Annotated in this window: 13 protein-coding genes; 8 read left to right on the top strand and 5 right to left on the bottom strand. The window is 62.7% G+C overall.

The window, feature by feature from the left end:
- Window positions 1-114: 114 nt before the first annotated feature.
- Complete coding sequence (argF, locus tag ACPEE1_RS17090) at window positions 115-1035, bottom strand: ornithine carbamoyltransferase (RefSeq protein WP_182345228.1); 921 nt, start codon at window positions 1033-1035, stop codon at window positions 115-117.
- 17 nt (window positions 1036-1052) lie between these two features.
- The gene (locus ACPEE1_RS17085) at window positions 1053-2255 is read right to left on the bottom strand and encodes an aspartate aminotransferase family protein (RefSeq protein ID WP_182345229.1); all 1203 of its coding nucleotides are present in this window, start codon (window positions 2253-2255) and stop codon (window positions 1053-1055) included.
- 657 nt (window positions 2256-2912) lie between these two features.
- On the opposite strand from ACPEE1_RS17085, the gene ACPEE1_RS17080 reads away from it, so the two are divergent.
- A complete protein-coding gene (locus ACPEE1_RS17080) occupies window positions 2913-3284 on the top strand; it encodes a DUF3579 domain-containing protein (RefSeq protein WP_116927261.1) in 372 nt (123 codons plus the stop codon).
- A gap of 269 nt (window positions 3285-3553) precedes the next feature.
- Here ACPEE1_RS17080 and rpsT read toward each other — a convergent pair whose 3' ends face one another.
- Window positions 3554-3850: a 30S ribosomal protein S20 gene (gene rpsT, locus ACPEE1_RS17075; protein WP_021025539.1), complete on the bottom strand. Its 297-nt coding sequence runs from the start codon at window positions 3848-3850 to the stop codon at window positions 3554-3556.
- A 117-nt stretch (window positions 3851-3967) separates the two neighbouring features.
- Between rpsT and murJ the strand changes: the two genes are divergently transcribed.
- The 3 genes from murJ (at window position 3968) to ppk2 (ending at window position 7533) form a co-directional block, all read left to right on the top strand.
- Entirely contained in the window at window positions 3968-5533 is a 1566-nt protein-coding gene (gene murJ, locus ACPEE1_RS17070; RefSeq protein ID WP_116927262.1) for a murein biosynthesis integral membrane protein MurJ, read from the top strand.
- An 88-nt stretch (window positions 5534-5621) separates the two neighbouring features.
- On the top strand, window positions 5622-6542 hold the full coding sequence (locus tag ACPEE1_RS17065; protein ID WP_232539562.1) for a SirB1 family protein: 921 nt from the start codon (window positions 5622-5624) through the stop codon (window positions 6540-6542).
- An 82-nt stretch (window positions 6543-6624) separates the two neighbouring features.
- Window positions 6625-7533 carry a polyphosphate kinase 2 gene (gene ppk2 / locus ACPEE1_RS17060; RefSeq protein ID WP_021025542.1) on the top strand — a complete coding sequence of 303 codons (909 nt, stop codon included), beginning with the start codon at window positions 6625-6627 and terminating at the stop codon, window positions 7531-7533.
- A 507-nt stretch (window positions 7534-8040) separates the two neighbouring features.
- On the opposite strand, the gene ACPEE1_RS17055 is transcribed toward ppk2, so the two are convergent.
- Complete coding sequence (locus ACPEE1_RS17055) at window positions 8041-9159, bottom strand: AI-2E family transporter (protein ID WP_116927264.1); 1119 nt, start codon at window positions 9157-9159, stop codon at window positions 8041-8043.
- 95 nt (window positions 9160-9254) lie between these two features.
- Window positions 9255-10304: a phosphoribosylformylglycinamidine cyclo-ligase gene (gene purM, locus ACPEE1_RS17050; protein ID WP_116927265.1), complete on the bottom strand. Its 1050-nt coding sequence runs from the start codon at window positions 10302-10304 to the stop codon at window positions 9255-9257.
- A 410-nt stretch (window positions 10305-10714) separates the two neighbouring features.
- Here purM and hda point away from each other — a divergent pair, with 410 nt between their 5' ends.
- The 4 genes from hda to folK are packed head-to-tail and all read left to right on the top strand — an operon-like array spanning window position 10715 to window position 14295.
- Window positions 10715-11410, top strand: a complete 696-nt coding sequence (gene hda / locus ACPEE1_RS17045) for a DnaA regulatory inactivator Hda (protein ID WP_021025545.1) — start codon at window positions 10715-10717, stop codon at window positions 11408-11410.
- A 32-nt stretch (window positions 11411-11442) separates the two neighbouring features.
- Window positions 11443-12141 (top strand): HAD family hydrolase, encoded by a 699-nt coding sequence (locus ACPEE1_RS17040; protein WP_182345230.1) that lies wholly within the window; start codon window positions 11443-11445, stop codon window positions 12139-12141.
- Window positions 12138-13754 carry a polynucleotide adenylyltransferase PcnB gene (gene pcnB, locus ACPEE1_RS17035; RefSeq protein WP_116927267.1) on the top strand — a complete coding sequence of 539 codons (1617 nt, stop codon included), beginning with the start codon at window positions 12138-12140 and terminating at the stop codon, window positions 13752-13754. The genes ACPEE1_RS17040 and pcnB overlap by 4 nt, the downstream gene beginning before the upstream one ends.
- Window positions 13744-14295, top strand: coding sequence for a 2-amino-4-hydroxy-6-hydroxymethyldihydropteridine diphosphokinase (gene folK, locus ACPEE1_RS17030; protein ID WP_423934056.1), 552 nt, complete (start codon window positions 13744-13746; stop codon window positions 14293-14295). Before pcnB ends, folK begins: the two co-directional genes overlap by 11 nt.
- Window positions 14296-14315: the final 20 nt, after the last annotated feature.

Genomic DNA, 14315 nt, shown 5'->3' with positions numbered 1-14315 from the left:
GGATCAGCGCTGAAATAACAATGCCCCGATACCGAAAGGTTCGGGGCATTGCTACATCTAGAGGGGCCGAGGTGGCTCAGCCAGTCCAAGCAGGGCTAGCGGTGGCGTGGCGGTTTAACCCTGCTTGCCGATGAGGAGGTACTCCATCAAAGCCTTTTGCACATGCATGCGGTTTTCGGCCTCGTCCCAGACGACCGACTGCGGGCCGTCGATGACCTCGGCCTGCACCTCTTCGCCCCGGTGGGCGGGCAGGCAGTGCATGAAGAGGGCGTCCTTCTTGGCCACGGCCATCATGTCGAGGTCCACGCACCAGTCGGCAAAGGCCTTCTTGCGCTTTTCGTTTTCCTCTTCATAGCCCATGCTGGTCCAGACATCGGTGGTGACCAGGTCCGCGCCCTTGCAGGCCTCTTGCGGGTCGCTGAACAGCTGGTAGCAGTCCTTGTCGTAGGCGCGGCCGCTGAAGGCCAGTTGCTCGTCGATGCCGTAGCCGCTGGGCGTGCTGACATGGACCTTGAAGCCCAGCAGGTTGGCTGCCTGCAGCCAGGTGTTGGCCATGTTGTTGCCATCGCCCACCCAGGCGACCGTCTTGCCCTGGATCGAGCCGCGGTGCTCGATAAAGGTGAAGATGTCAGCGAGGATCTGGCAGGGGTGGAACTCGTTGGTCAGGCCATTGATGACCGGCACGCGCGAGTGCGCTGCAAAGCGCTCGATCTTGTCCTGGCCGAAGGTGCGGATCATCACCAGATCGGTCATGCGGCTGATCACGCGCGCGCTGTCCTCGATGGGCTCGGCGCGGCCCAGCTGGCTGTCGCCGGTGGTCAGGTGCACCACCGAGCCGCCCAGCTGGTACATGCCGGCCTCAAAGCTCACGCGCGTGCGCGTGCTGGCCTTCTCGAAGATCATCGCCAAGGTGCGGTCGGCCAGGGTGTGGTGGGTCACATAGCCCTTGAACTTCTGCTTGATCAGCGCCGCGCGCTTGAGCAGGTATTCGTATTCGTCAGCCGTGAAATCCTGGAATTGCAGATAGTGTTTCATTGCGTTCTCTTCTGGCCTTATTGGCCTGCCAGGAAGGATTTGACCAGCGGTACGAGCTTGGCGACGATCTCATCGGCCTCGGCTTCGGTCAGGATCAGCGGTGGCACGATGCGGATCACGGTGTCGGCGGTCACGCTGAACAGCAGGCCGGCTTCTTGCACGCCGCGCGTGATCAGCTCGCCGCAAGGCTTGTTCAGCTCCACGCCGATCATCAGGCCCTGGCCGCGCACTTCGACAAAGCCGGGCGTGCCCGCCAGCGCCTCGTTCAGCGCGGCCTGGAGGTAGTCGCCCACCTTGGTGGCATTGGCCAGCAGGCCTTCTTCTTCCATGATGGCAATGGTTTCCACACCGGCGCGCATGGCCAGCGGGTTGCCGCCAAAGGTGGTGCCGTGGTTGCCTGGCTGCAGCACCTTGGCCGCCTTGGGGCCGGCGACGACCGCGCCGACTGGCACGCCCGAGCCCAGGCCCTTGGCCAGCGACATCACATCGGGCACGATGCCGGCCCACTGGTGGGCAAACCACTTGCCGGTGCGGCCCATGCCGGCCTGGATTTCATCGACAATGAACAGCCAGTCCTTGGCGTCGCACAGCGCACGCACTTGCTTCATGAAGTCGGCGCGCATTGGGTGCAGGCCGCCTTCGCCCTGGATGGGCTCCATCATCACGCCGACAATATTGGAGTTGCCTTCGGTCGCTTCCTGCAGCGCGACGAAGTCATTGGCCGGCACGCGCAGAAAACCGTCGAGCAGCGGGCCAAAGCCGTTGCGAACCTTGGGGTTGGCAGTAGCGCTCATCGTGGCAATCGAGCGGCCATGGAAGGCATGGTCGAACACGACGATCACCGGCTTTTCGATGCCCTTGTCCACGCCGTACTTGCGCGCGATCTTGATCGATGCCTCGTTCGCTTCCAGACCGGTGGAGCAGAAAAAGACATTGGTCATCTTCGAGCGTTCGACCAGCAGGGCTGCGAGCTTTTCCTGGCCGGGCACATAGTAGTAGTTGCTGGTGTGGATCAACTTGGTCATCTGGTCGTGCAGCGCGGCGACCAGCTTGCCGTGGTTGTGGCCCAGCGTGTTGACGGCGATGCCGCCCAGCGCATCGAGGTATTCCTTGCCGTTGACATCCCACACACGCACGCCCTGGCCTCGCTCCAGTGCGACCGGCACGCGGCCATAGGTAGTCATCACATGGGGCTCAGAAGGCTTGACGGTGTCTTGCATGGAAATCTCCGGAAAAAAGAAACAGAATCAAAAAATCCGCCATGGCCCCACGCCCCTATGGCATGGCACCAGCGGAAGTCCCATTCTAGGGGCTGCGTAGCGACAGACTAGTGAAGAATGCGCATCACAGAATCGCAGTGGAGCCAGAGCGCGGGCGAGGCCCAATCTCGGCAGGCTAGACTACGCAGCGCTAAGAACCTGGTCAAAGTCGCTACGCAGCCGCGTTGGAGTGCAACCGGGATGAGTTCGAAGGGCTGGTCCGCAGCTTGCACCGGGGTGCAAGCAAGGGCCAGCGCGCAGAAATCGCCCGATTTCACTCCAACCCGTAGGGACAGTGGCTTTGCGGCCGCCCGGGCAGGGGCGGTCTGCGTTGTTGCAAATCCTCGCAATAGCTGAGCTATTGCTGCGGTGTTGCGCCTAGCATCCCATCCCGCAAAGACACTGTCGCGGCGCGAGGAGACTTTGAACAGGTTCTATGGCTTGGGCATATCCGCTGCGGCGGCCCTGGCATGCTGCGCAAAGTTATGCACTTCTTGCATTTGATGATGTTTTGAACTTATGCCTTGCGCGTGCGTATCTCTTATATAAGAGTTAAAATACGGGTTTGGCCTGAGGCAGTGATCCTGTGCTCAGGCGTCTATCAGAGGCTTCCATCCCATGGTTTCTCCCACATCTCAAGAAGTTTTCATTCTGGGCCTGACCCAGAATGGCAAGACCTTTCGCCCCAGTGACTGGGCGGAGCGTCTGGCGGGGGTGATGAGCCAGTTTCGTCCCGGCGGCATGCGCCGTGGTGGTCATCTGGGCTATTCGCCCTGGTGTGTTCCCACGACGATGAATGGCGCCAAATGCGTGATCGTCAAGCGGGAGTTGCAGGTGCACGAGCCGATGGCCTGGGACTTTGTGATGAACTTTGCGCGCGACAATGGCCTGCAGACCACCGATGCCTGCCTGATTCCGGAGGCGCCAGGCCACACTGGCGGCCCCGCCAGTCCGGCCGGCAGCACCGGCAACACCACCACCAAGGCCTGAGTTTTCAGGCCTTTTTTGCGGGCCAGTATTTGGCATGGCTTGGTGCGGTGCGGTGCGCGTGCCAGCGGTGCATCGGCTGCCCCATGGGCGCTATGCATGGGCGCCTAGTCTGCTGGGCTGGGCGCAGGGTGGCCCTTCTTACCCGGCGCTGCAAAGAAACGGCAGGTACAACGAAAAAAGCCGTCTTGCGACGGCTTTTTAGTTCACTGAGAGCGCACCCGTTACAAACGGCGGGCAGGGGATCCTGCCCGTGCGATTGCCTAATGGGCTTAGGCGGCCAGTGCCAGGGCCTTGACCTTGGCAGCAATGCGGCTCTTATCGCGAGCAGCCTTGTTCTTGTGGAAGATGCCCTTGTCGGCGATCGTGTCCAGCACGGATTGCGCCTTGGCAAACAGTTCGGTGGCCTTGGTCTTGTCGCCAGCGGCAACAGCCTTTTCCACGTTCTTGATAGCGGTACGGTACTTGGAACGCAGCGAGGTGTTGGCGGCGTTCAGCTTGATGGTTTGGCGGGCGCGCTTGCGGCCGGATGCCAAACGGGGGTTCTTTTTGACTGGCTTAGATGCCATGATGAGTGTCCTTTGAGTCTGCGGATGTTTTCAGTGAATCGGGCATTATAGCCGCTGTTTACTCAGAAATCCAGATTGCCGCCAATTTCCCGCCAGCGGCGCGGCTACACTGCCCGGGTGTCACTGTTCAAAGCCGCCTCCACCGTCTCCCTGTTTACGCTGCTCTCGCGTATCACAGGGCTTGCCCGCGATCTGCTGATGGCCACCATGTTTGGTGCCAGCGCACTGACCGACGCGTTCAACGTTGCCTTTCGCATTCCCAACCTGTTCAGGCGCCTGTTTGCAGAAGGGGCCTTCAGCCAGGCCTTTGTGCCGGTGTTGGCCACCACCCTGACCAAGGAAGGCGAGGAGCGCACACGTGACTTGGTGCACAGCGTGGCCACGGTGCTGTTCTGGATCTTGGCGCTGACCTGCGTCATCGGGGTGGTGGCCGCGCCCGCGTTGGTCTGGCTGCTGGCCAGTGGCCTGCGCCAGAACCCGCACAGCTATGACGCTGCCGTGCTGATGACGCGCTGGATGTTTCCGTATATCGGCTTCATGTCCCTGGTGGCGCTGGCCGCGGGCGTGCTCAATACCTGGAAGCGCTTTATCGTGCCGGCCTTCACGCCGGTGCTGCTCAATGTCAGCATGATTGTGGCGGCGTTGGCGCTGACGCCCTGGATGCGCAGCCATGGTCTGGAGCCCATCTATGGCATGGCCGTTGGCGTGATGGCCGGCGGCGTGCTGCAGCTGGTCGTGCAGTTTCCTGCGCTGCGCCGCATCGGCATGCTGCCGCGTATTTCGTGCCGGCCCTCGGTCATCAGGCAGGCCTGGTCCGATGCCGGCGTGCGCCGCATCCTGTCGCTGATGGCACCCGCCCTGCTGGGCGTGGGCGTGGCCCAGATCTCTTTGATGATCAACACCCAGATTGCCTCCTACCTGGCGCCGGGCAGCGTCACCTGGCTGTTCTACGCTGACCGCCTGATGGAGTTCCCCACCGCGTTGCTGGGCGTGGCGCTGGGGGTGGTGCTGACGCCGCAGCTGTCATCGGCCAAGGCGGCCGGTGATGATGAGCGCTACGGCGCCATGCTCGACTGGGGCCTGCGCATTGTGGTGCTGCTGGCCGCCCCTTGTGCCGCCGGCCTGCTGGTCTTTGCCAAGCCCCTGGTGGCTGTGCTGTTCCACTACGGCGCGCTCAAGGGCTCGGACGTGAGCCAGATTGCGCTGGCGCTGCAAGGCTATGGCGTGGGCCTATTGGCCATGGTGGCCATCAAGGTGCTGGCGCCTGGCTTCTATGCCAGCCAGGACATCCGCACGCCGGTGAAGATTGCCATCTGTGTGCTGGTGCTGACGCAACTGTTGAATCTGGTGCTGGTGCCTACGATGGCCCATACCGGGCTGGCCTTGTCGATCGGCCTGGGTGCGGTGGTCAATGCGCTGTGGCTGCTGGTGGGCTTGATCCGGCGTGGCAGCTTCCAACCCCGGCCGGGCTGGTGGATCTTTCTGGCCCGGGTGTCGCTGGCCGTCGCGCTGCTGGCCATCTTTCTGGCCTGGGGCGCGCAGATGACCGATTGGGTCGCGCTGGGCGCGCAACGCCTCGAGCGCGTGGGCCTGCTGGCGCTGTGGATGCTGGGGGCCGTGCTGCTGTACTTTGGCGTGCTGGCCTTGTCCGGCCTGAAGCTGCGCGCTATGTTGCGCCGCTGACAGAATAGTTCCCTCTATTAGGGAATATGCGGCTTTTGCGTGATTTCCATCACGCAGACCCTGCTGGCCAGCCCATCTGGTGGTATACATGGAAACCATGGCACTGGCAGCGCCCGAGAGTGCCAGCGATGTATGCGAAGGCGCTGTAGTTGGGATGTGTATGGACTTCCGCTTTTCTATCCCCACACCGTTGGAGCATTTCGAATCGCTGGTCAGCAGTGACGATGGTTTTCCGCTGCTCGAAGCGGCCGCTGCCGTGGCCTGCATCGAATACCCGCAGTTGGACACCCAGCAGGTGCTGCACGAGGTCGACAAGCTGCTGGGCCAGCTGATGGAGAGCCGCGATGCCAGCAGCCGCAGTGCGCTGACGCGGCTCAAGGCGCTCAACCACCGCTTTTATGCCGATTGGGGTTTTCAAGGCAATCCCAATGACTTCTATGCGCTCGACAACAGCTGCCTCAATGCCGTGCTGCACCGCCGGCGCGGCATTCCGGTGTCGCTGGCGGTCATCTGGCTGGAGCTGGCCACCGCTTTGCAGCTGCCCGCGCATGGCATCTGCTTTCCCGGCCATTTTCTGCTCAAGGTGAGCGTGGCAGAAGGGCAGATCGTCCTGGACCCGCTGTCGGGCCAGTCGTTTTCCAGCAATATGCTCGCCGAGATGCTCGAGCCCATGCAAAAGGCGTTTCACCGCGTCGATGAAGACGATGTGCCACTGGGCCTGTATTTGCAGGCCGCCACCCCGCGCGACATCATTGCGCGCATGCTCTCCAACCTCAAGGAGGTCTACCGCAGCGACAAGAACTGGGCCAAGCTCATTGAGGTACAAAACCGGTTGCTGGTGCTGCTGCCCAGCGAATGGACGGAGTTGCGCGACCGGGGCCTGGCTTATGCAGAGCTGGGCGTGCATGACCGGGCCCGGGAAGATCTGCAAACCTACCTGAACCAGACCGGCAATCCAGAAGATGCGGCCTATATACGTGCGGCTTTGTTAGATTTGCAACGAATGTAACGTATGGCGTAGTTTTGACATTTCCTTGTCATTCTGTCGTCACACAATTTCGGCAAGATAGCGGCACTAGGGATGCGCCACTATGAAAGATCGATTGGGAATTTCACCAGAAGACGTCATGCACAAGATTGCGCGTGATGTGATGGATGATTACGACGAGTCTCTGGAGCTCGAGATGGAAGACGGAATGCTGGGCGCGCCGTTCGCCGCAGGGATGACGGAGCATGACTACCAGTACTTCCGCGAGCTCTTGAGGCTGCAGGGCGAGCTGGTCAAGCTGCAGGATTGGGTGCAGCACACCGGCCAGAAGGTGGTGGTGCTGTTCGAGGGGCGCGATGCCGCAGGCAAGGGCGGTGTGATCAAGCGCATCACCCAGCGCCTCAACCCCCGCGTGGTGCGCGTGGCAGCCTTGCCGGCCCCCAACGACCGCGAGCGCACGCAGTGGTACTTCCAGCGCTATGTGGCACACCTGCCCGCCGCTGGCGAGATCGTGCTGTTTGACCGCAGCTGGTACAACCGCGCTGGTGTCGAAAAGGTCATGGGCTTTTGCACCAACGACCAGTACGAAGAGTTCTTCCGCACCGTGCCTGAGTTTGAAAAGATGCTCGTGCGCTCGGGGATCTTGCTGGTCAAATACTGGTTCTCGATCAGTGACGAAGAGCAGCACCTGCGCTTCCTGGGGCGTATCCATGACCCCCTCAAGCAGTGGAAGCTCTCGCCGATGGACCTGCAAAGCCGCGTCCGCTGGGAGGAATACACCAAGGCCAAGGAAGTGATGCTGGAGCGCACCCACATTCCTGAGGCACCCTGGTGGCTGGTGCATGCCGATGACAAGAAAAAAGCGCGCCTCAACTGCATCGCGCACTTCCTGGCCCAGGTGCCCTACACCGATGTGGACCATGAGAATGTCGTGCTGCCCGACCGGATCCGCCATCCGGACTACAGCCGCCTGCCCGTGCCCGCTTCCATGTATGTTCCGGAAGTCTATTAAGAGCCGGCAACACGACCCAGCAAACCGAAGGTTTGCGGTTGAGACTATGCGTCCCCGACTAGGCGTCCCCGACTAGGCGTCCCCGACTAGGCGTCCCCGACTAGGCGTCCTGCCGCAGGCAGTACAGTAGTACGACAAGGCAGGGCGCGGCCGGCGAGGCAACGACGTATCAAGGGTTGTGTTACGGCTCTAATTAAGATTTCGGATCATTCAACACAAAGAGCCTCGGTTTTATCACCGAGGTTTTTTTACGCCTGTGTTGTGCCGATACTGGCAGAGCGCCCATCGGTTATCGACGGCATGGCCGTAGGGAAAGTTGGCCGATCCAGCTGCTGGTCACATGGGGGGCGCCTGCAGGCGGCGAAGCCGTGTTGAGGAGATACCGTCGTCCAGCAGCATCTCTTGCGCATGGGGGGCTTGAAGGTGCCCGGCGCGGTGCTTGTGGCGAAGAGAGCGTGGGTAGGCATCCGCACCCCGTTCAAAGGTGCAACGCCACAGAGGCGGGTGTTAGATCAGCCGCGCCGCAAACAGCTCTTTTTTCAGATAGGCGTAAAAGAGTGGCGCCGCCACGAGCCCGGCAGGGCCAAAAATGGCCTCGGCAACAAACATCACCGACAGCAACTCCCAGACGCCCATATGCGTCTTGGCGCCGACGACCTTGGCATTGATCAGGTACTCGGCCTTGTGGATCAGCACCAGGAAAGCCAGGCAGGCGACGGCGGTCAGCGGCGAGACTGACAGGCCCACGGTGGTGATGACGGCATTGCAGACCAAGTTGCCGACGATGGGGATCAGGCCACCAAAAAAGGTCAGCATGATGAGCGCGCCGCTATAGGGCAGGCGCATATTGATCAGCGGCAGAATGCCCAGCAGGAAGATGGCGGTCAGCACCGTGTTGAAGAGGGCGATCCAGAACTGGGCTGCGACAATCTGGCGGAATGCATCGCCAAAGCGCTGCACGCGCAGCTGCAGCTGGTAGGCCAGTGGCGCGTGGGAATGGCGGCTGTGGCGCACGGCGGCCAGCGCGCCAATCAACAGGCCCACAAACACATAGAGCAGGCCGGTGAGCCAGAGCCGGCCCATATTGGCAATGGCACCTGCCTTGGTGCCCAGGTATTCGGCAGCGCGCTGCTGCAGGTCCTGTACCCCATCGGGCAGCACATTGGCCAGCTCGGGCGGCAGCTTGCTGCGCAGGTCCAGCAAGGTCTTGGCCATCGAGACCAGCATCTCGCGGTACTGCTGCGGTGCGTTGAGCAGATAGCCTTGGGAGTGGATCAGGCCCAGCGTGACCAGCACCACCGGCACCACCAGCACGATGGTGACGGCCAAGTATTCCATCCACAGGGGAGGGGGCGTGTTCAGCGAGGTGGGCAGGCGGCTCAACTCTCGGATCTTGTGCACCAGAAACAAGGTGAAGGTGTAGCCGGCGCAGGCGGCCAAGAGGCCCACGAGCAGGCCATTGAGCATGATCAGCAGCAAGGCCGCAGCCATCAGCACATAGGAGGCCACCCTGACGCCCCAATGCGCAGGAGGCGGCCGCCAAACATGCGGCTGGTCCCCAGCGCCGCTGGCCGGCTGGCCGGGTGCGGGGCTGTTGGACGGGGACTTTGCGGAATCCGGTTGCATGGTAGGCCATCCATCTGAGCGAGTCGGAAGGCCAGAATCTGGCCCTTGCTGCGCGCAGGGCAGACGGCTTGGTGCGCCTGCCCTGCCGGGGAAGCTTAGCGCACCGTGACCGCAGCCTCAGCGCCACGGGGGCCGATGCTGCCAATCGTCCACACTTGTTCACCAAGGGCGGAGAAGGCGTCCTTGACGGCCTGCTCGCTTTCTGCGGGAACGACCACCACCATGCCGATGCCGTTGTTGAAGGTACGGTTCATCTCGATGTCATCGATGCCGGCGGTCTTTTGCAGCCAGGCAAACAGCTCGGTCTGGGGCCAGCTGCCCTTGACCAGCTGCGCGCCCAGGCCTTCGGGCAGCACGCGGGGAATGTTCTCCAGCAGGCCGCCGCCGGTGATGTGCGCCAGCGCCTTGATGGGCTGCGCGGCCAGCACCTTGAGCACATTGAGCACGTAGAGGCGCGTGGGCTCCATGATGGCGTTCTTGAAGGGCTTGCCGTCCAGCGTCTCGGGCAGGCCGCCTTGGCTTTGTGCGCGCTCGATGCACTTGCGCACCAGCGAGAAGCCGTTCGAATGCACGCCATGCGAGGCCAGGCCCAGCACCACGTCGCCGGCTTGCACATTCTGGCCGGTCAGGATCTTGCTTTTCTCGACCGCGCCGACGGCAAAACCGGCCAGATCGTATTCGCCGTCCGGGTACATGCCGGGCATCTCGGCGGTTTCACCACCGATCAGCGCGCAGCCCGACAGCTCGCAGCCCTTGGCGATACCGCCCACCACGGCCGCTGCCGTGTCCACATCGAGCTTGCCGCAGGCAAAGTAGTCGAGGAAGAACAGGGGCTCGGCGCCTTGCACCAGCACGTCGTTGACGCTCATGGCCACCAGGTCGATGCCCACGGTGTCATGCATATTCCATTCAAAGGCCAGGCGCAGCTTGGTGCCCACGCCGTCGGTGCCGGACACCAGCACCGGCTCCTTGTAGCGCTTGGGCACTTCAAACAGCGCGCCAAAACCACCGATACCCGCCATCACGCCTTCGCGCATGGTTTTCTTGGCCAGGGGCTTGATGCGCTCGACCAGCGCGTCGCCAGCGTCAATATCAACGCCAGCGTCTTTGTACGAAAGGGGGGTGGAGGAATTGGAAGAGCTCATGAGGGACTACAAAGGCAATAAAGCTGACAAGCTGACCCAACGGGGGCCAGAAACGCCGATTTTATGTCGCAAGCCATACCCGAGGGGGCAGAATGCCCGTCCGGTGTGCACTGTTACCGCCAAAGCGCGCAGGGGCGGCCTGCTTTGTGGCCGATTTCATGCATAAATGGGGCAGAGGGGCCTTTTGTGTCACACAGCCGTGACTACCGACTAAAATCAACGGGTTTGCATGTAGGGCCCTGGCCACTGCATAACCGAGCAGGGGCGCCCCAAGTTGGCGCGCATCGCGCCAACCACACTGAACGCTTTCTTTCATTGAACGCAGCCATGCGTGAGATTTCCTTTTATCTGATGACCCACAACGCAGTGCATGTTGCACGGCGGGCTTGGGCGCGGATAGGAGTTGGCGCATGAAGCAAATGGCATTGGATCTGGGTTTGGCGCCAGCGCCAAGCCTGAACCGGTTTTTTGCGGGCTCCAACCAGGCAGCGCTTGCGCATTTGCATGCCCAGGTCAATGAAGCCTGGGACGCGCCGCGCTCAACGGTGCCCACTTACCTGTGGGGCGAGATGGGCTGCGGCAAGACCTATGTGTTGCGCGCGGTGGCCGAAGCCTTGCGTGAGCAGGGCGCGCCGGTGGGCTGGCTCGATGCGAGCACCCGCTTTCCCAGCGCTTTCAACGAGCGCTGGTCGGCCGTGATCCTCGACGAGGTGCAGTTCTACAACCCGGTGCAGCAGGCGGCGGCCTTCAACTGGTTCGTCAACGCTACCAGCCCGGCCACCGGTGCGCGGCGTTGGGTGCTGGCCGCTGGCGATGTGCCGCCGTCCGACCTGAAACTGCGTGACGACTTGCGCACCCGGCTGGGCTGGGGCGAGATCTACCAGCTGCACCTGCTGAGCGAAGCGCAGCGCAGGGATGTGCTCAAGGATGAAGCCAAACGACGTGGCCTGGTATTGACCGACGATGTGATGGATTACATGCTCAAACGCTTCTCACGCGATTTGGGCAGCCTGATGCAACTGTTGGACCACCTGGACAATTTTGCCTTGCGCAACAAACGGGGCCTGACGATCCCCTTGCTCAAGGACATGCTGGAGACGGAGTAAATGGTCTTGCAGCTACAACCGAGATTTTTTGAATGAATAACTCTGCTGGCACAAGCACAAGGCTTGCGCTTTTTGACCTGGACCACACTTTGCTGCCGCTCGATTCGGATTACGAATGGGGGGAGTTCACCTTGCGCAAGGGCTGGTGCGACAAGCAGGAGTTTGGCAGCCGCAATGCGGCCTTTTTTGCCGATTACCAAAAAGGCACGCTCGATATCCATGCCTATGTGCGTTTTGCCACCGAGGCCATTCGCAAGCTCGGCCCTGAGGCCGCCGATGAAGCGCACCGCGCCTTCATGCAGGAAGTGATCACGCCGCATATCCAGCCGGCAGCGCTGGCGCTGCTGCAGCAGCACCGCGATGCGGGCGACACCCTCGTGATCGTCACCGCCACCAATGAATTCGTGACCCGCCCGATTGCCCAGGCCTTGGGCGTCGACCATCTGCTGGCCGTCAACCTGGCGCGCGACGCTTCTGGCTGGATCACCGGCGAGATCGACGGTGTGCCGACGATGCGCGCCGGCAAGGTCACCCGCATGGAAGCCTGGATGGCCGAGCGCGGCCTGAGCTGGGACAGCGTAGACAGCATCTTCTACAGCGACTCGATGAACGACGTGCCGCTGTTGGAAAAGGTGGATACTGCCGTGGCGACCAACCCCGACGCGCGCCTGCGCCAACTCGCCGCCGAACGCGGCTGGCGCATCCTGGACCTGCTGGAGCCTCACGCATGATCAAGACCATCATCGATAAATTGCTGGGCAAGGCAACGGCCGCCAGCAAGACCAAGAACCCCTTTGGCAAGCGCGAGGAAGTGGGCGTTGATGTGCACAACATCGACCCCAAGCTGGTGGACCGCCGGGCGCTGGACGTGTGCAGCACCTTGAAGGAAGCGGGCTTTGAGGCCTATATCGTCGGCGGCGCGGTGCGCGATCTGGTGCTGGGCCTGCGCCCCAAGGATTTTGACGTGGCGACCAATGCCACGCCCGAGCAGGTCAAGAGCCTGTTTCGCCGCGCCTTCATCATCGGCCGGCGTTTTCGCATCGTGCACGTGGTCTATGGCCGTGGCCGCGAGAACGAGGTCATCGAAGTGACCACCTTCCGCGCCTTTCTGGACAGCTCCAAGGCCGAGCAGGTGCAGGGCAATGAGAAAACCAGCAAGGCGGCGCTGGCCGGCATGAAGCTGGCGGTCGACGAAAGCGGCCGCGTGCTGCGCGATAACGTCTGGGGCCCCCAGAACGAGGATGCGGCGCGGCGCGACTTCACCGTCAACGCCATGTACTACGACCCGCAGACCCAGATCGTGGTGGACTACCACAAGGGCATCCGCGACTCGCAAAAGCATGTGCTGCGCATGATTGGCGACCCGGCCACCCGCTACCGCGAAGACCCGGTGCGCATCATCCGCGCCGTGCGCTTTGCCGCCAAGCTCAGCAAGAAGGGCTTCACGCTCGACCCCAAGACCGCCAAGCCGCTGGTCGAATGCGCGCAGCTGCTGCAGGAAGTGCCGCAAAGCCGCATGTTTGACGAGATGCTCAAGCTGTTGCAGACGGGCCATTCGCTGGCCTCGATCGAGCAGCTGCGCCTGCTGGGCCTGGCCAAGGGCATCTACCCGCTCTTGGATGTCGTGGTGGACCGCGCCGACCTGCCTTTCGTGCAGGCCGCGCTGATGGACACCGACCGCCGCGTGGCCGAAGGCAAGAGCGTGGCGCCGAGCTTCCTGCTCGCCTGCGTGCTGTGGCAGGACGTCAAGGCCGGCTGGGACAAGCGCATGCTCAAGGGCGAGCACCCGCACCCGGCGCTGCAGGATGCGATCGACGATGTCTTCCACCACCGCATTGGCGATGTCTCCGGCCGGGGCAAGCTCGCCGCCGACATGCGCGAGATCTGGGTGATGCAGCCGCGCTTTGAAAAGCGCACCGGCAGCACGCCGTTTGGCATGATTGCGCAGGCGCGTTTCCGTGCCGGCTTCGATTTTCTGCGTTTGCGCGCCGATGTCAGCGAGGTCGACGAAGCGCTGGCCAACTGGTGGCAGGAGTTCCAGCAGGCCGATGAGGCCCGCCGCGAAGACCTGATCGCCCAGGTGCGCGAAGAGCAGCGCGCCAAGCCCAAGACGGGCGCGGCCAAACCCAAGCGTGCACCGAGAAAGCCGACTGCGGCCTCTGAGGCGCAAGAGGATTCCAGCCTGGACCAGGTGGCCCAGCAGGCCATGGACAGCGACAGCGCAGGCAGCGCCGATGCGCCAGCCAAAAAGCGCCGCCGCCGCCGCCGCAAACCCGGTGGCGCGGATGCCGGCGCTGCTGCAGCTGGCGGCAACGGCGCCGATGCCGCCGGCCATGGTGACTGACGTGCCGGGCCAGGCCGAGCGCCTGGCCAATGGTGATGCCGCACCGCCCGTCGGGCAGACCTTGCGCGCCTGGATAGGCCTGGGTGCCAATTTGGGCGACCGGGGTGCTGCGATGGCGCAGGCCTTGCAGCAGTTGGCCCGCAGCACGGGCGTGGCGGTGCAGGCGGTCTCGTCGCTCTATGCCAGCCGGCCAGTGGATTCCTCAGGGCCCGATTACCTGAACGCGGTCGCAGAGTTGCGCACAGCGCTGTCAGCGCACCAGCTTTTGCTGCTGCTCCAGCAGCTGGAGCTGGCCGCCGGCCGCGAGCGCCCCTACCGCAATGCCCCGCGTACCCTGGACCTGGATGTGCTGCTGTATGCGGACATTGACACCTCGATCGCGATGCCCGATCTGGAGCTGCCCCATCCGCGCATGTGGCAACGGGCCTTTGTGCTGGCGCCGCTGCAAGAGCTGCAGCCGGCCTGGGTCAGCGATGCGCAGCTGCAGCCGCTTTTGGCGCAGGGCGTGCAGCGCAGCCAGGGGCCGGACTGGTGGCGCTGAGCGAGCGAGAAAGAGACTCC

Origin of the sequence: Comamonas sp. 23, from assembly GCF_049601575.1 — a bacterium.
Lineage (GTDB): Bacteria > Pseudomonadota > Gammaproteobacteria > Burkholderiales > Burkholderiaceae_C > Comamonas > Comamonas squillarum.
Note: the sequence above shows the minus strand (reverse complement) of the source record. Positions and strands in the feature narration are given on the sequence as shown.